The 15,540-nt window shown below is 69.0% G+C and carries 15 protein-coding genes and 1 tRNA gene; 10 read left to right on the top strand and 6 right to left on the bottom strand.

Annotation, left to right across the window (positions count from 1 at the left end; all coding sequences use genetic code 11):
- The first annotated feature begins 239 nt into the window (after positions 1–239).
- The 4 genes from O5O43_RS03425 (at position 240) to O5O43_RS03410 (ending at position 4,472) form a co-directional block, all read left to right on the top strand.
- On the top strand, positions 240–1,814 hold the full coding sequence (locus O5O43_RS03425) for a flagellar hook-length control protein FliK (protein ID WP_271085519.1): 1,575 nt from the start codon (positions 240–242) through the stop codon (positions 1,812–1,814).
- 4 nt (positions 1,815–1,818) lie between these two features.
- Positions 1,819–2,562 (top strand): flagellar hook assembly protein FlgD, encoded by a 744-nt coding sequence (locus O5O43_RS03420; protein ID WP_271085518.1) that lies wholly within the window; start codon positions 1,819–1,821, stop codon positions 2,560–2,562.
- A gap of 12 nt (positions 2,563–2,574) precedes the next feature.
- On the top strand, positions 2,575–4,014 hold the full coding sequence (locus tag O5O43_RS03415) for a flagellar hook-basal body complex protein (protein ID WP_271085517.1): 1,440 nt from the start codon (positions 2,575–2,577) through the stop codon (positions 4,012–4,014).
- A gap of 173 nt (positions 4,015–4,187) precedes the next feature.
- Positions 4,188–4,472, top strand: a complete 285-nt coding sequence (locus tag O5O43_RS03410; RefSeq protein WP_271085516.1) for a DUF1153 domain-containing protein — start codon at positions 4,188–4,190, stop codon at positions 4,470–4,472.
- Between the two features lie 63 nt (positions 4,473–4,535).
- On the opposite strand, the gene O5O43_RS03405 is transcribed toward O5O43_RS03410, so the two are convergent.
- Positions 4,536–5,393 (bottom strand): thioesterase family protein, encoded by an 858-nt coding sequence (locus O5O43_RS03405; protein WP_271085515.1) that lies wholly within the window; start codon positions 5,391–5,393, stop codon positions 4,536–4,538.
- Positions 5,394–5,572: 179 nt separating this feature from the next.
- Here O5O43_RS03405 and O5O43_RS03400 point away from each other — a divergent pair, with 179 nt between their 5' ends.
- The gene (locus O5O43_RS03400) at positions 5,573–6,076 is read left to right on the top strand and encodes a helix-turn-helix domain-containing protein (RefSeq protein WP_271085514.1); all 504 of its coding nucleotides are present in this window, start codon (positions 5,573–5,575) and stop codon (positions 6,074–6,076) included.
- Entirely contained in the window at positions 6,073–6,831 is a 759-nt protein-coding gene (locus O5O43_RS03395) for a glutathione S-transferase family protein (RefSeq protein WP_271085513.1), read from the top strand. The genes O5O43_RS03400 and O5O43_RS03395 overlap by 4 nt, the downstream gene beginning before the upstream one ends.
- Positions 6,832–6,834: 3 nt before the next feature.
- Here the strand turns inward: O5O43_RS03395 and O5O43_RS03390 are convergent, their stop codons facing one another.
- Positions 6,835–7,401, bottom strand: coding sequence for a hemerythrin domain-containing protein (locus O5O43_RS03390; protein ID WP_271085512.1), 567 nt, complete (start codon positions 7,399–7,401; stop codon positions 6,835–6,837).
- A complete protein-coding gene (gene mnmA / locus O5O43_RS03385; protein ID WP_271085511.1) occupies positions 7,394–8,623 on the bottom strand; it encodes a tRNA 2-thiouridine(34) synthase MnmA in 1,230 nt (409 codons plus the stop codon). The genes O5O43_RS03390 and mnmA overlap by 8 nt, the downstream gene beginning before the upstream one ends.
- Before the next feature lie 756 nt (positions 8,624–9,379).
- Between mnmA and tgt the strand changes: the two genes are divergently transcribed.
- Positions 9,380–10,489 (top strand): tRNA guanosine(34) transglycosylase Tgt, encoded by a 1,110-nt coding sequence (gene tgt, locus O5O43_RS03380; RefSeq protein WP_271085510.1) that lies wholly within the window; start codon positions 9,380–9,382, stop codon positions 10,487–10,489.
- 250 nt (positions 10,490–10,739) lie between these two features.
- On the opposite strand, the gene O5O43_RS03375 is transcribed toward tgt, so the two are convergent.
- Together O5O43_RS03375 and O5O43_RS03370 are read right to left on the bottom strand one after the other, a co-directional pair.
- Positions 10,740–11,270: a hypothetical protein gene (locus O5O43_RS03375; RefSeq protein WP_271085509.1), complete on the bottom strand. Its 531-nt coding sequence runs from the start codon at positions 11,268–11,270 to the stop codon at positions 10,740–10,742.
- An 18-nt stretch (positions 11,271–11,288) separates the two neighbouring features.
- Positions 11,289–11,945 (bottom strand): hypothetical protein, encoded by a 657-nt coding sequence (locus O5O43_RS03370; protein WP_271085508.1) that lies wholly within the window; start codon positions 11,943–11,945, stop codon positions 11,289–11,291.
- Between the two features lie 168 nt (positions 11,946–12,113).
- Here O5O43_RS03370 and O5O43_RS03365 point away from each other — a divergent pair.
- Both O5O43_RS03365 and O5O43_RS03360 read left to right on the top strand, forming a co-directional pair.
- Positions 12,114–12,190: transfer RNA gene (locus tag O5O43_RS03365), tRNA-Lys, on the top strand.
- A gap of 80 nt (positions 12,191–12,270) precedes the next feature.
- On the top strand, positions 12,271–13,335 hold the full coding sequence (locus O5O43_RS03360) for a CaiB/BaiF CoA-transferase family protein (RefSeq protein WP_271085507.1): 1,065 nt from the start codon (positions 12,271–12,273) through the stop codon (positions 13,333–13,335).
- Here O5O43_RS03360 and O5O43_RS03355 read toward each other — a convergent pair.
- Complete coding sequence (locus O5O43_RS03355) at positions 13,332–15,071, bottom strand: ATP-binding protein (protein ID WP_271085506.1); 1,740 nt, start codon at positions 15,069–15,071, stop codon at positions 13,332–13,334. The two genes, O5O43_RS03360 and O5O43_RS03355, sit on opposite strands and share 4 nt — an antisense overlap.
- A 152-nt stretch (positions 15,072–15,223) precedes the next feature.
- Between O5O43_RS03355 and O5O43_RS03350 the strand changes: the two genes are divergently transcribed.
- Entirely contained in the window at positions 15,224–15,493 is a 270-nt protein-coding gene (locus O5O43_RS03350; protein ID WP_271085505.1) for a hypothetical protein, read from the top strand.
- Positions 15,494–15,540: the final 47 nt, after the last annotated feature.

The following is a 15,540-nucleotide window of genomic DNA, read 5'->3' as shown; positions in this document are numbered from 1 at the left end:
CCGATCCCCTCGGAAAGGTCTTGGAAAGGCGCCGGGCAAAAAGCGACGTCGCGCGGCAAGAAACGTCGTGACCCGCGCCGTCGACCTTCCGGCGTCTGCGCGCTTTTTCCTCGTGTTTTCGGACACTTGACGTCTGCACTCGCCCTTGGCCCGAGCCTTGCGGAGGGGTGACCGAATGTTTCCGGCGCAGCAGGCGCCTCCGCCTTCCAGTCCTCAGTCACGAAGTCGCCTGCACCCGCATGTCCCTCCCCGTCTTCGCCCTCGCTGTCGCGCCCTCCCCGGGTCCCGTCGCCGCTCCCCGGCGCGCCGCGACGACGAATGACGCCGACTTCGCGTCCGTCCTGGACGACGCCGCCGCGCCGGAAGCGCCGGTCAAAGCCCCCGCGCCCGCAGCCTCGAGAAACGCGCCGGAGACCGCCGCCGCCGCCGAAGACGCCCCGACCGAAGACGCCGCCCCCGAGGCTGCCCCGGACGCCGCGCCCGTCGCCAATGACGTCGTTCTCGCCGCCCCGGCCCCGCTGATCGTCCCCGCGCCGTTTCCGCCCGGCGCCGCCGGGGTCGCCCCGACCGAAGCCGCCCCCGCTCCGCCCGTCGCAGAAGCTCCAATGGCCGAGGCCTCGCCGGCGCCCGCTGGAGCGATCGCCTCGCCGCAAGCCCCGGCGCCCCAGGGGGATGCCGGCGCCGAAGCCGCCGCTCCATCGGCGCCCCCTACCGCACCCGTCGCCGCGAACGACGCCGCGCCTGCGCCCGACGCCCGTCTGCCTGCCCCGACAACCTCCGCCGCCCCGATCACTGGACCGAGCTTGGCTCAGGCGCCCGAACCGGCCGAGGTGCTGGATCTCGCCGCAAAACAGGCCGAACAGGCCAGGGCCGCCGCTCCGGCCCCGATCGCCGCCCCCTCCACCGCCGCAGCCGCCGCTGCGGTTGTCGGCGTCGCGCCGCCCGCGCCGCGCCCGGCCAACGCCGCCGTCGAAGTCTCGATCCCTGGCGAAGCCTCGACCTCCGCCGAGGTCGCGCCCACAGAAGACGCTCCGGTCGCCGCCCCGGCGCCCGCCGTCCCTGCCGCCCCGCCCGACGCCCCGCGCCCCCGCGACATCATCGAGCGCGCCCACCCGGTCCGCGCCGACGCCCAGGCCTTCGCCGCCGCTCCCGAAGCCTCGGCGTCGCAAGCCGCGCTCGAAGCCGCCCCGACCGCCGGCTCCGCCCCCACCGCCACGCCGCGCCCGGCCACGGCCGCCCCGCTGGCCGCCGCCCCGATCCCAGCCGAGATCGAAACTCGGGCCACGGCCCCGCTGGCCGCCGCCGCCGTCCTGGTCGAAGCCCGCCCTGTCGAGACCGCCGTCTCCCTGGCCCTGTCCACCGTCTCCCACGCCACGATCGAGACCACGGCCCAAATCGCCGCCCAGATCGTCAAGAAGCTGGAAGGCAGGTCGACCCGCTTCGAAATGGCCCTGGCCCCCGACGGCCTCGGCCAGGTCGACGTCAGCCTGGACATCGACGCCGACAACAAGCTGGTCGCCCGCCTGGCTTTCGACAATCCGCTGGCCGCCACCGAGCTGCGCGGCCGCGTGGACGAGCTCCGCCGCCAGCTTCAGGACGCCGGCTTCACCGTCGCCGACGACGCCCTGTCCTTCGCCGAACGCGACGCCTCGGCCGGCCAGCAGGGCGGCTCCGCCTTCGACCGCCGGCCCGACCCCCGCAACGCCCGCGCCTTCGGCGTCGGCGCGCGGCTCTCCGCCGACGCCGACAGGGCCGTGGCGAGCCGATGGATCCCTCTCACCCTGACGCCCGACCGCGTCGATATGAAGGTCTGACCCCATGGTCGACGCCATCAGCGCCACAGACGCCGCCAGCCGGACCGGCACGAGCCGCGCCAGCCTGGTCTCGAACTTCGAGACCTTCCTCAGCCTGCTGACCGCTCAGCTGAAGAACCAGGATCCGTTGTCGCCGCTCGATTCCAACGAATTCACGGCCCAGCTGACCCAGATGACGGGCGTGGAGCAGCAGCTGTTGACCAACGACCTGCTGACCAGTCTCCTGGCCGCCCAGCAGGGCGCGGGTCTGAACGGCGCCGCCAACTACATCGGCAAGGACGCCACCGCCGCCTGGGCCGTCACGAAGCTGGAAGACGGCGCGGCCACCTGGTCCTACGAACTCGGCGCCTCGGCCTCGGAAGCCACGCTGCAGGTGCTGGACTCGTCGGGCAAGGTCGTCTGGACCGGCGCCGCGCCAGACCGCACCAGCGGGACCCACGACTTCGTCTGGGACGGCAAGACCACCGCCGGCGGTCAGTTGCCCGACGGCGGCGTCTACTCGCTGAAGGTCACGGCCAAGAACGGAACCAGCCCCGTCGAGTCCCAGGTGCTGACCCGCGGCCGGGTCACCGGCGTCGAGATGTACGACGGCGTTCCCTACCTGACGATCGGCAACTCCATCGTGCCCGTGTCCAGCGTGATCGGACTGGAAGAGCACGCCGCCACCGAAACCGCCACCGACGATGGCGAGGCCAGCCTCGCCGCCCGGATCGCCTCCGCCCTGAACCCCCTCAAACTGATTTCCTAAGGAGCCCACGCCGTGAGCATCAATTCCGCCCTTCTGGCCGGCGTGTCCGGCCTGACCGCGAACTCCGCCGCCCTGGCCGCGATCTCGCAAAACATCGCGAACGTGAACACGGTCGGCTACAAGCGCACCGCCGCCGAGTTCTCGACCGTCGTCAACGCCCAGAGCCAGGGCACGGGCTATTCGGCCGGCGGCGTCCTGGCCAACACCCGCAACTACATCTCCCAGTCGGGCCAGCTCCAGCGCACGACGTCCTCGACCGATCTCGGCATCGCCGGCCAGGGCTTCTTCGTCACGACCGAAAAGGCCGAGGGCCTGGACGCCGGCGACGCCCGCCTGTTCACCCGCGCCGGCGCCTTCCGCGTCGATGAGTACGGCTATCTGAAGAACACCGCCGGTCTGTACCTCCAGGGCTGGCCGGTTGATTCCAACGGCAATATCAATCGCGACCCGTCGGACCTGAACAAGCTGCAGTCGATCAACGTCGGCTCCGTCGGCGGCACGGCCGAGGCCACCACCCGCGCCCAGCTCAACGCCAACCTGCGCTCCTCGCAGCCGGTCTCGGCCGACATCGCGACCTACAGCACCGCGACCAAGTCGATGTCGATGTACGACCCCGAGGCCGGTACGGGCTTCAAGCCCGATTTCCAGATCACCATCCCGGCCTCGGATTCCAAGGGCGGCCAGCGCACCATCGCCTACTCCTTCCTCAAGACCGCTAACCCGAACGAATGGCTCGCCGAGGTCCACGTCATTCCGGCCACGGATGTCGAGAACGGTTCGGCCCCCGCCAACGGAATCCTGAAGTCGGGCCTGATCCTGTTCACCCAGGACGGCCGGCTCGACGTCGACGCCATGAAGGCGCGCGAAGTCGCTACCCCGGGCTCCATGCTGTTTGCGGACCCCTCGGCGGCCTCCATCACCCTGGGCGCCTCGAACCCCGCCTCGGTCGGCACCGCCGCCGCTCCGCAGTGGCGCGACAGCCTCGGCATCGACGACCAGACGATCACCTTCGATCTCTCGGCCTCGGCCGGCGGCCTGACCCAGTACGACTCGGACTCCATCGTCCAGGCCGTCACGACCAATGGCACGGCCTTCGGTAATCTGTCGGACATCAAGATCGACGAGGAAGGCTATGTCACGGCCAACTTCGACAACGGCGTCACCCGCCGCGTCGCCCAGGTGGCCCTGGCCACCTTCGTCAGCCCTGACAGCCTGACGGTGGCCAACGCCAATGCCTATCGCGTCAGCCAGGGCTCCGGCACCTACAACCTCAAGGCTCCCGGCGGCGGCGGGGCGGGCCTCATCGGCGCCTCCCAGCTGGAGGCCTCCACGGTCGACCTGTCGATGGAGTTCACCGGCCTGATCACGACCCAGCGCGCCTATTCCGCCTCGTCCAAGATCATCACCACTGCAGATGAGATGTTGGCCGAACTCATCAGCATCAAACGCTGATCCTCAGGTAACGCGGCGTTCAACTAGATGAAGACTTACCCAACAACTCGCCGAAGCGGCGTTCGGGGACGGAGCGGATTTTATCCATTCGTACACCACGACGCTAAACTCGGCTTTAGCGGCGCCTCGTTACATTCACGATCAATTGGTGGTGGTGAATGAGGCAAAAGCCCATGTTGCAAGAACGTCGAGTGAACAAGCAGGGCGAACAATATGTCGTCGGTCCGACGGGCACGCCCCTGACGATGCGCGACCTGCCGCCCGAAAACACCGACCGCTGGGTCATCCGCCGCAAGGCCGAGGTGGTCGCGGCCGTTCGCGGCGGCCTGCTCAGCCTGGACGACGCGCTGCTGCGCTACCGTCTGACGGCCGAGGAGTTCCTGGCCTGGCAGAAGGCGATCGACAAATGGGGCATGCAGGGCCTGCGCACCACGCGCATCCAGAACTACCGCTCCTAAGTCTCCCCTCCCGAGACGCAGACGACGGCCGCTCCTTCGCAGGAGCGGCCGTTGTTGTTTGGGCTATCGCGGAGCGCGCTCTGGCCGCACCGGCGCCAGCTTTCTGCGTTGGCGCGCCAAGGCCAACGGCGTGCCGTCCGCGCCCCAGACCGTCGCCTCGTCCACAGTCCAGCCGGCCCCGAAATCCAGCATCCGGAACTCGAAGAAGGCCCAGCCGTCCGGGCACAGCTCCGGCGTCGGATCGGTCAGGATGTCGTAGCGCAGATCGACCGTGGCCATCCCCATCGCCCGCTCCAGCGCGGTCCACACCGGCGGATACAGCGCATCCAGCAGATAGCTCAGCCCGATCGCGTCCAGCGGCCGGTCGCCCCGGATCTTCATCCAGCACCGCTCCATCGCCGCCCGTCCCTCGACGGGCTTCAGGATGTAGGGCCCGTCCGCGTCGAACCGATAATCGACATGCTGGCTGAACCGCGGCGCCAGCGGCCCCTCCATGTTCCGCCCGGTCTCCAGCACCGCCAGAGGCGGCGTCGCGATCAGGGGCGTCATCGCCGGCCCCGTCGCATCATCGCCGAAGGTCGCGCTGGCGTGGCTGGTCAGCCGGTCGCCCTGGATCACATCGACTTGGGCGAAACTCGCCCCGCGCCCGCCGCGCAGCATCCGGGGCCGAAAGGCCAGCGTCTGCCCGAACCGGGCGGCCGCCATATACTGCACCGACAGGCTCCGCAGCGGCGCCGTGATCTCCAGCCCCTGCTGCATCGCCGACGCGCTCAGCGCCGCGATCAGCCCGCCGAACGGAAAGCCCCGCTCCGGCGGCGCGTTCAGCGGCCCGTTGGAAAAATCCCCGTGCAGGTCCGCGATCAGCTCGCCGTTCCGGCCCGGCGTCAGCGTCAGCGCCTGTTCGATGGTCTGTTCGATCATGCCGGGTCTTCTGACACTTCAAAGAAACGGGCGGAAGCGCCGCCCCCGCCCGCAAAGTCTGGGAATGCAGGAACGCCGCGAGGGCTGCTCGCCTTGTCCGTAGCCAAACAAGACTGACTGACTGCGTTCCTTTTGGCAACCCTCTTGCCAAACTGCTGACGCAAGGTCACTTTCACACCATGGGACGCACAGCCGACTACTCCAAACAAAGTTGCTCCATCGCCGCGACGCTCGAGGTCATCGGCGATCCGTGGACGCTGCTGGTCATCCGCGACGCCTTTCAAGGCGTGAAGCGCTTCGAACAGTGGCAGGAGCGGCTGGGCGTCGCCCGCAACGTCCTGGCCGCCCGTCTGAAGACCCTGGTCCAGCACGGCGTGCTGGAGCCCATGCTCTACTCCGAACGCCCGCCCCGCAACGAATACGTCCTGACCGCCAAGGGCCGCGCCCTGTCCGACGTCCTGATCGTCATGCACGGCTGGGGCTCTCAGCATCTGTACGGCGACGCCGATTCCGGCGTCACCTTCACCCACAAGACCTGCGGCGCCGAGCTCAAGCCTCGCGTCGCCTGCTCCTGCTGCGGCGAGATCGTGAAGCGCCGCGACACCGAGATCCATTTCCACAAGAACCGCCCGACCGTCGCCGAGATCCTGCCCAAGGAAGCCGCTTCCGAAGAGGCCGCGTGACCACCCCGCCGGTCACCGTCATCGGCAATCCGGTCTCGCCCTACGTCCGCAAGATCCTGGCGATCTGCGCGATGAAAGGGATCGAGGTCGCCATCGACCCGATCACCCCCTTCCGCGGCGACGACGCCTTTTCGGCCATCAGCCCCCTGCGCCGCATCCCCGTCTGGATCGAGGACGGCGTCACCCTCTGCGACAGCTCGATCATCGCCCAGTATATCGAGGACACCCGGCCCCAACCGTCCATCCTGCCCGCCGATCCCAAGGACCGCGCCCGCGCCCGCTGGATCGAGGAATACGCCGACACCCGCCTGTTCGACGTCCTCGGCTGGAAGCTGTTCTTCCAGATCGCCATCAAGCCCCGCATCCTCAAGGAGCCGATGGACCGCGACGCCGTCGAGCACGCCAAGGCCGTCGAGATCCCCGAGACCTTCGACTACCTCGAGACGCTGATGCCGACCGAGGGCTACCTGTTCGGCGCCTCGCCGGGCCTGGCCGATTTCAGCCTCGCCCCCGCCTTCCTCAACGCCCGCGTCGTCGGGACCGAGATCGACGCCGCCCGCTGGCCGAAGCTGGCCGTCTGGCTGAACCGGGTCGAGACCGACACCCCGATGAAGCGGCTGAACGCGGTCGCCCTCGCCTTCATGACCACCCGGCTCGCCGACCAGCCCGCCGTGATGGCCGAGCACGGCTACATCCTGGCCGAACGCTCACACGACGGCGGCCGGGCCATGCGCGGACCGATGTCGCCCGTCTAGGCCTCAGCCTTTGAACACATCCGCGTGCCGCGTGATCAGGGGCACGACGATGTCTTCCTCGTCCTCCAGGTGCCGCCCCAGCGCAGGTCCCGCCGCATCCAGCGCATCGGCCAGCCGCGACGCCGCATCCGCCGCGCCGGGCCCATTCCCCGCCACGCCCTGATGGAAGGCCAACCCCGTCTGGAACAGGGCGTCAAGATGCCCGTGGATAACGTCATGATCCCGGTCCAGCAGGTCGATCCCCGCCCCGATCCTCGGCTCCACCTGACGCATGGTCGGGAAATAGTGGTGGGTTTCGATATTGTGGTGCCCGTCCAGGTGCTGGAGGAACTGCTGCAGCGTCGGGATCAGGCGACGGTGCAGGTCCGGCAAGGCCAGTCCGCCCGAACGCCACTGACCGGTCAGCGCATCCATCGCCGCGACCTCGCGTCGGAACCCGGAGTGCATCTGCAGCCAGAACCGCGCCATGGCCGCCACTTCCGCCCCGTGCCACCGCTCGCGCGGCAGCGCCTGAACCAGATAGCGGTAGTCCTGAGGCAGGCCCGACCGGGCGTGCAGATGGTCAGACAAGGGCGACCGCCGTCGTCGTGGCGATGAAGCCTCCGCCCAGCAGGCGATCCGGATCGGCGGGATCGTACAGCGCGCACGCCTGACCCGGCGCCACGCCCTCCTCGCCTTCCGCGAACACCACCGACACGACGCCGTCCGCCATCGCCAGACGCGCCAGTGACGGCGGCCGCGTCGACCGCACCCGCGCCAGCACCGGCGCCCCGGCTTGCGCCGCCGTCTGGATCGAGGCCTCGTCGCCCAGCCAGTTGGTCTCGTCCAGCGTCAGCGACGCGGTCAGCAGGGCCTCGCGCGGCCCCACGATCACGCGGCGATTGTCGGGGTCCAGCTTCGTCACGAACAGCGGCTCGCCCACCGCGACGTTCAGCCCCCGGCGCTGGCCGATGGTGTAGTCGGTGATGCCGGCATGCTGACCCAGCACCCGCCCGTCCATGTGCACGATCTCGCCCGCCTCGCGTCCCTGCGGCCGCAGCCGGTCGATCAGGGTGCGATAGTCGCCGGAGGGCACGAAACAGATGTCCTGGCTGTCGGGCTTGGTCGCGATTCTCAGACCCAGCGACTGGGCCATGCCCCGCACCGCCGGCTTCTCCAGCCCCGCCAGCGGGAAGCGCAGATAGTCAAGCTGATCGCGCGTCGTGGCGAACAGGAAATAGGACTGGTCGCGCGACGGATCGATGGCCTTTCTCATCTGCGCCCGGCCGTCGTCGCCCACGGCGCGGCCGACATAGTGGCCCGTCGCCATGGCCGCGGCGCCCAGGTCGCGCGCCACATCCAGCAGGTCGCGGAACTTCACCGTCTGATTGCAGCGGATGCAAGGAACCGGCGTCTGACCCTTCAGATAGCTGTCGGCGAACTGGTCGATCACCGCGTCCCGGAACCGGCTCTCGTAATCGAGGACATAGTGCGGAATGCCCAACATCTCGGCGGCCAGCCGCGCGTCGTGGATGTCCTGCCCCGCGCAGCAGGCGCCCTTCTTCTTCAGCGCCGCCCCGTGGTCGTAGAGCTGCAGCGTCACGCCGACGACATCGTACCCGGCCTTGTGCAGCAAGGCCGCCACCACGGTAGAGTCCACCCCGCCCGACATCGCCGCGACCACTCGCGATCCGACCGGCAGCCCGACCGCCAGCCGCGCGCTTTCCACCGCCGCATCCAGCTCGGCCGGAGACGACAGGGGGGCGATGTCCGGGATCGCGCAGTGGGGCTCAATGAGCGTCATCGCGCGCATATAGAGTGGGTGGCCGACGATTTCGAGGCATCCCTCGAAATCCCTCTCCCCGTGTCGGAGAGGGCCTGCGGGGCGTCCGCCGCCCTCTCCGTGCACCCCAGCGAAGGCAGGGGTCCGGAGGGAGGATTCCACCGTTGCGACCATCCCAGCCGCCTCAAGCCGCGACCTGGACCTCAGCCATTGCTGGGGTGCACGGGGCGATTTTGGTCGATACCCATCAATGGACACCCGAATTCGCCCAACGAATTCAACGCCCGGCTCCGATTAAGCCCATTATCGCAGGCGCCCTGGATTCCTCCGTTACACTACTCGCATCCCGTCGTTGGGGAAGGCGTCCTGGGCCCAGGACCCGGACGTGCGGCGGGGCCGATCGTAGCGGGGTTGTCCGAGGGGCGTGAAACCTCGGAGCCCGGCGGGCCTGAGCCCGCCGCCCGTCGCGGGCCTATCGCCTGAGGGTCCAAAGGACCCGGGACCTGTGCCGACCTTCGCCGAGGCGGAGAGACCGGCCCTCCCGGGGTGTCCGTACACCCGCTGGGCGACGCTCGCGGACCCGGTCGGGGACGGAGCCTCGGCGCGAGCCGAAAAACATTTCATCGGTCCCCGTAACGCGAAAGCAGGGGGCCACCTGGTTCCGGGCGACCGCCCAGGCTCCGTCGACTTCCCCAACCCGTTCGCAGCGGAGGAGCGTGCCCCCATGTCTGGCCACGACGGGCCCGCGGGCCTATAGGCCGCCCTCCCCTTTCCGAGACCCCGCCCTTGCCCTTCCCGTTCGACATCCACGCCACCGAAGGCCGCGCCCGCACCGGCGTCCTGAAGACCCCGCGCGGCGACATCCGCACCCCCGCCTTCATGCCCGTCGGCACCGCCGCCACGGTCAAGGCGATGACGGTGGATCAGGTCAAACAAACCGGCGCCGACATCATCCTGGGCAACACCTACCACCTGATGCTGCGCCCGGGCCCGGAGCGGATGGAGACGCTGGGCGGCCTTCACAAGTTCATGGGCTGGGACAAACCCATCCTGACCGACTCGGGCGGCTTCCAGGTCATGTCCCTGGCCGGCATCTCCAAGGTTAAGGAAGAGGCCGTCACCTTCTCCAGCCACATCGACGGCTCCAAGCACGTCCTGTCGCCCGAGCGTTCGATCCAGATCCAGGCCGATCGCATCGGCGCCGACATCTCGATGCAGCTCGACCAGTGCGTCGCTTATCCGGCCGAAAAGGACGCGGCGAAGAAGGCCATGGACCTCTCCATCCGCTGGGGGGCCCGCTCTAAGGCCGCCTTCGGGACCCGCGAGACCCAGGCCCTGTTCGGCATCCAGCAGGGCTCGACCTTCGAGGACCTGCGCCGCCAGTCGTCCGAACAGCTTCAGGAGATCGGCTTCGACGGCTACGCCATCGGCGGCCTGGCCGTGGGCGAGGGCCATCAGGCCATGTGCGAGGTGCTGGACTACGCTCCCGAAATGCTGCCCGCCGACCGTCCCCGCTATCTGATGGGGGTCGGCAAGCCGATCGACCTGGTCGAGGCGGTCTATCGCGGCGTCGACATGTTCGACTGTGTCCTGCCCACACGGGCCGGCCGCCACGGCCAGGCCTGGACCTGGGACGGCCCCATCAACCTCAAGAACGCCCGCTTCGCCGAGGACCAGGACCCGCTCGATCCGGCCATCGAAGGCCCATCCTCGACCTATTCAAAGGCGTATCTGCATCATCTGATCCGGGCCGACGAAATCCTCGGCAAGATCCTGCTCAGCTGGCACAACATCGCCTTCTTCCAGGCCCTGACCGCCGCCATGCGCGACGCCATCGCCCACGGCCGCTTCGAACAATTCCGCCGCGACTTCCACGCCCGCCACACGTCCAACTGACGCCCGAAGCTGATCATCACGGCGAGCACAGCGACGACACGGAGGGCACGGAGAGACCGAGCAAACGGAAAGCTCGCCTACCCTCGGAGCGACCCGAGCTTAAGGCCGGACGCGTTGCCCGACTTCCATGCGGCGCAGCCGCGATCCGCCCTGCCGCTGAGTGCCGTGATCGATGCTCTCGCCGTCCGCTCGGTCCCGCCGTGTCCTCCGTACCGCCGCCGTGCTCGCCGTGATGCACTTTTCCCCGCCGCTAGCTCTGCGACCTCCCCGTCGGTCGGAACCACGCCGGAGACGCCGGCGGCGCACAGTTCGCCCGCATCCCCAGCCCCTTCAGAAAGGCTCGCCGCAACCGCCCCGCCTCGACCGCGTCCTGCACCGTCTTCGACCGCGCCTGCGCCCCCGTCAGTCGCCGCACCCAGCTGCGATAGGGAATGAAGTCTGTCGCCGCGTCCCGGATCGCATCCAGCATGGCCTCGGCGATCGCCTCCTGGGCCCGTTCATTCAGTGTCGGGCTGTTCGGCGCCGGCGGCTCGTCCCGGTCCGGCCCCAGCGCCTCGTCCAGACGGGCCACCTCGGCCCCGATGGTCGTGCACTGGTTCAGATTCCTCCGGTCGTACGGATTGGCCTGGGCCTGCAACAGCACCGTCGGGATCTGGTCCCGTCGCACATTCAGATCGACCAGCGGCTGCGTCGCCGCATCGCCGAGCCCCGCGCCCACCTGCCGGGCAGCCGAACAGCCGCCCACGAGGGCTAGACACGAAAGGATCAGTACGCCACGCAACACCACCTGAAACGCGCCTCAGCCGGCCTTGCGGACCGTCGCGGGATCGAACGGCTGAATCTCGCTGCCGTACTCGATGAACACCACCGTCGTCGGATCGTCGGCCAGCACGCGGAAGCCCCGGTCGCCCGACATCTGCGGACCCATGTCGCCACACGGCGCATCCATCGGCTCGGCGCCCTCCGCGCCGGATGCGAAGGCGTCCCACTGGGTCTTCACCGATCCGGTCGGCTCGAAGCCTGCGACATCGCCCTCGGGGCTCGGGATGGTGGAAAGCACGCAGGTCGCCGAATGCGGTCCCGGCGACTTGGCCCGGACCTCGGCCAGGATGGAATCGATCGGCGCCTCGGCGGCCTTCTTGAAGATCACGATCGCCGCATTCCGCCAGGCTTCTCCATCCGAGTTTCCGGTCATGACGAAGCCGGGAAGGTTGGCGTCATACGCCATTCGGAAATCGCCCGAGGCGGCGGGGCAGTCATAGCTCCAAACCGACAGGCCCCCGCCCGTCACCTCGCCCCAGGTGCAGCCCCTGAAGGTCTGGGCCATCGTCTCGCTGGGTTGCGGCCCTGCCAGGGCCGCCGTGACCGGTGCGGCGGTCGTACCGCCCTCAGGCTGGGTGCAGGCCGTCAGCCCGATGACCGCGACCGAAGCCGCCATGATCCCGATGTTCCGCATGCCCGTCCCCTCTCGATGATGCGGCACCATACCGGGGCTTCCTCGGGAGTCCACGAAGCGAAACCGCAAGATCAGGAAAGGAAGGCGCTCCGCAGCCCTTGACCCGAACGGTCCGATGAACCAGAAGGCGCAACCGCGAAACGGCCCAGCCGTTTGCGACAGCGATGTGCGTCCTTAGCTCAGTTGGTTAGAGCATCTGACTTTTAATCAGAGGGTCCTCGGTTCGAGCCCGAGAGGACGTACCATCGTTTTCCCGCTCCTGTCGGCGCGAGACCTTCCCTCGGGTGAACTCGACCAAGGCCGCGACGGGCGCTAGCAAGCCCCCATGAAACCTCTTTCCGGCGTGCGTATCATCGAGTTCGACGGCCTGGGTCCCGTGACCTTCGCCGGCATGGTCCTGGCCGATCTGGGGGCCGATGTGCTGCGTCTCAGCCGCGCCGCGGCCGGCGCCTTCGGCGACGTCGGCAACGACGTGATGCACAGGGCCCGCAACGCCGTGGTGGTCGATCTGAAATCGCCCGAGGACCGCGACCGCGTCCTCGACCTGATCGCGACCGCCGACGCCGTCATCGAAGGCTTTCGCCCCGGCGTGCTGGAGCGGCTGGGTCTCGGCCCCGAAGATTGCGCCGCCCGCAATCCGAAACTGGTCTTCGGCCGGGTCACCGGTTGGGGCCAGACCGGGCCTCTGTCCCAGACCGTCGGCCACGACATCAACTACATCGGCCTGACCGGGGCGCTCCACGCCATGGGCGAGGCCGGTCGTCCGCCCGTCCCGCCGCTGAACCTCGTCGGCGACTACGGCGCCGGGGCCATGCTGCTGGTCGCGGGCGTCCTCGCCGGGGTGATCGAGGCCCGCACCACCGGCAAGGGCCGCGTCGTCGACGCCGCCATGACCGACGGCGCGGCGCTCCTGTCCGCCCTCTTCTTCTCGATGGCGGCCGGCGGCCACTGGGGCGAGCGCGGCTCGAACCTGCTGGACGGGGCCGCGCCCTTCTATCGCTGCTACGCCTGTTCGGACGGGAAGTTCGTCGCCGTCGGCGCCCTGGAGCCCCGCTTCTACGCCGCCCTCCTCGCCGGTCTCGGCCTCGATCCGGTCGAAGCGCCCCAGATGCCGGTCAGCCAGTGGCCGGTGCTGGAGTCGAAATTCGCCGCCCTCTTCGCCAGCCGAACCCGCGACGACTGGGCCGCCCATTTCGCCGGGACCGAAGCCTGCGTCACCCCGGTCCTGAGCTTCGCCGAGGCCGCCGACCATCCGCACAACCGGGATCGCGGCACCCTCGCCGGATCGCCGCTCCAGCCCAGGCCCGCGCCACGCTTCGACGGCCAGGTCGCCCCGATCGAACCGGCGGGATCGCTGTCGCTCGACGAAGCCCTGACGCGCTGGGGTTAGGCCACCCGCGCCGCCTCGTCCTCGACGGGCTGGGCGCAGGCTTCGGCCAGGGTCGCGGCCAAGAGGACCGGATCGATCGGCTTGGTCAGGAAGGCGTGAACCCCCGTCGCGTCCCACGCCGCCCGGTGCACATCCATGGCGTTGGCGGTCAGGGCGATGAGCGGCGTCTTCCGGTTGAGTCCGCCGGCCCGGATCTGCGCCGAAGCCTCCAGCCCGTCCATGACCGGCATCTGCATGTCCATCAGGATGGCGTCGAACCGCTGGCTCTTCGCCGCCTCGACGGCCTCGGCCCCGTTCTCGACCAGAATGATTTCGCAGCCGTGCGGCTCCAGCAGCAGCGACAGGATGCGGCGGTTCACGGCGTGGTCGTCGGCGGCCAGGATGACCTTGCCCTCCAGGCCGGCCTGCTGGACCGAACGACGCCGCGTCTCCGCCGCGGGCTTGGCCACCGGCTCCATCGGAAGGCTCAGCACGAAGGTCGACCCCTCGCCGACGACGCTCTCGGCGGTCAGGCGGCCGCCCATGATCTCGGCCAGACGTCGGCTGATCGCCAGCCCCAGGCCCGTGCCGCCGTATTTCCGCGTGGTCCCCGCGTCGACCTGTTCGAAGCTGTCGAAGATGCGGGCCAGCCGGTCGGCCGGAATGCCCACCCCGGTGTCGCTGACCGCCATGATCAGGCGCCGGTCTTCCGCCCGCCAATCCACCGAGACCGTGATCGATCCGTCGTCGGTGAACTTCACTGCATTGGACAGCAGATTGAACAGCATCTGCTGCAACCGCAGCGGGTCGGTCCGGACGCAGTCAGGCACGCCCGGGTCGATCTCTATCTTCAGGCGGACCCCGTTGGCGGCCGCCTTGGGCTCCCACAGCCGGCCCAGCGATCCCAGCTTTTCGCGCAGGTCCATGACCGAGGATTCAAGCTGCATCTTGCCGGCCTCGATCTTCGACAGGTCCAGCACATCGTTGAGCAGGCTGACGAGAACGTCGCCGCCGTCCAGCAGCATCGAGACGTGCTCGCGCTGCTCCCGGTCCAGTCGCGTTCGCCGCAGCAGGTTGGCTGCCGAGATGACGGCGTTCATGGGGGTGCGGATCTCGTGGCTGATGACGGCCAGGAACTCCGACTTGGCCGCGCTGGCGATCTCGGCCTTCTCACGCTCCGCCAGGGCCTCGGCATTGGCGGCCTGCAAGGCCTTGGTGGTCATCGAGCTCTGACGCACGGCCACGATCAGGTGCATCATGTAGAGCACGCCGCCGACCGCGATCAGCATCTCCTGCGGTTTGCCGTCCACGATCGCTCCGACGATGGGCATGCCGAGGAAATAGAGGCTGTGCGGAACCACCGCCGCGAACAGCAGCGGCCGGACGTGATGCATGTGCAGGCTGACATGCAGCAGGCCGCCGGCCACCTGGATGATGGCGAACAGCCGGCCGGCGTCGCCGCCCGCCGTCCAAAGATAGGCGGCGATTGCGGAATAGACGATCACATTGATCGAGGCTGTGGCGCACAGGACGGCCTTGTAGGCGGTCGAGGGTGCGACTTCGGGCTGCCGGCGCAGGGGCCCGAACGCGATCCAGTCCAGGGCCTGGGTGGCCACGACGGCGCCGAACCAGACAGCCGGCCAGACTGTGTGCGTCAGAAACCAGGTCGTCACGGCGATGAACGCCGCCAGGCCGATCCGCGTCTTTAGTTCGCGAAACCGCACCTGGGCGATCATGGCGTAGCCGTTCGCCGTCATTCGTGAGCCCTCCCGTTGGACGGATTGTCGCGGCAATAGACGAAGGATTGGTTGCTAGAACGCTGTGATGACGTGACCGGTGAGATGTGACCGGCTATGGAACAGGCCTGTCCACGGCGCGTTTCGCCGCCGCACTCCGGGGGAGACCTGAAATGAAGCGTTCGATCGTACTGGCGGCCCTCGGCGCCGCGGCCCTGGCCATGGCCATGGCCGTCGCCGGCTGCGAGGAGCCTGATCAGCAGCAAGTCGAAACCGCGCCGCCGCCGATGGAAGAGCCCGTCGCGCCCGCCGCCGCCGATCAGGGCGTTCCAGCCGCCGACACCGCAGCCCCCACGGACACGCCGCCGGCCAACACGCTGCCGCCCGAGAATCGGTCGTCCGAACAGACGGTTCAGCCCGAAAGCGAAACCCTGTTCTACTGAGACGCGGCCGCAAGGCCGTCCCGATTCGCTGTTTGAGGGGGGCCTCA

It is taken from the genome of Brevundimonas sp. NIBR11 (genome assembly GCF_027912535.1).
Lineage (GTDB): Bacteria > Pseudomonadota > Alphaproteobacteria > Caulobacterales > Caulobacteraceae > Brevundimonas.
This window is presented reverse-complemented; position numbering and strand designations above follow the sequence as displayed.

Bases quoted from the DNA above. Each gene is read 5' to 3' on its own strand.
- O5O43_RS03360 (WP_271085507.1), top strand. From the start codon at position 12,271: ATGAAACCTCTTTCCGGCGTGCGTATCATCGAGTTCGACGGCCTGGGT.
- mnmA (WP_271085511.1), bottom strand. From the start codon at position 8,623: ATGCGCGCGATGACGCTCATTGAGCCCCACTGCGCGATCCCGGACATC.
- O5O43_RS03355 (WP_271085506.1), bottom strand. From the start codon at position 15,071: ATGACGGCGAACGGCTACGCCATGATCGCCCAGGTGCGGTTTCGCGAA.
- O5O43_RS03350 (WP_271085505.1), top strand. From the start codon at position 15,224: ATGAAGCGTTCGATCGTACTGGCGGCCCTCGGCGCCGCGGCCCTGGCC.
- O5O43_RS03425 (WP_271085519.1), top strand. From the start codon at position 240: ATGTCCCTCCCCGTCTTCGCCCTCGCTGTCGCGCCCTCCCCGGGTCCC.
- O5O43_RS03400 (WP_271085514.1), top strand. From the start codon at position 5,573: ATGGGACGCACAGCCGACTACTCCAAACAAAGTTGCTCCATCGCCGCG.
- O5O43_RS03410 (WP_271085516.1), top strand. From the start codon at position 4,188: ATGTTGCAAGAACGTCGAGTGAACAAGCAGGGCGAACAATATGTCGTC.
- O5O43_RS03370 (WP_271085508.1), bottom strand. From the start codon at position 11,945: ATGCGGAACATCGGGATCATGGCGGCTTCGGTCGCGGTCATCGGGCTG.
- O5O43_RS03405 (WP_271085515.1), bottom strand. From the start codon at position 5,393: ATGATCGAACAGACCATCGAACAGGCGCTGACGCTGACGCCGGGCCGG.
- O5O43_RS03420 (WP_271085518.1), top strand. From the start codon at position 1,819: ATGGTCGACGCCATCAGCGCCACAGACGCCGCCAGCCGGACCGGCACG.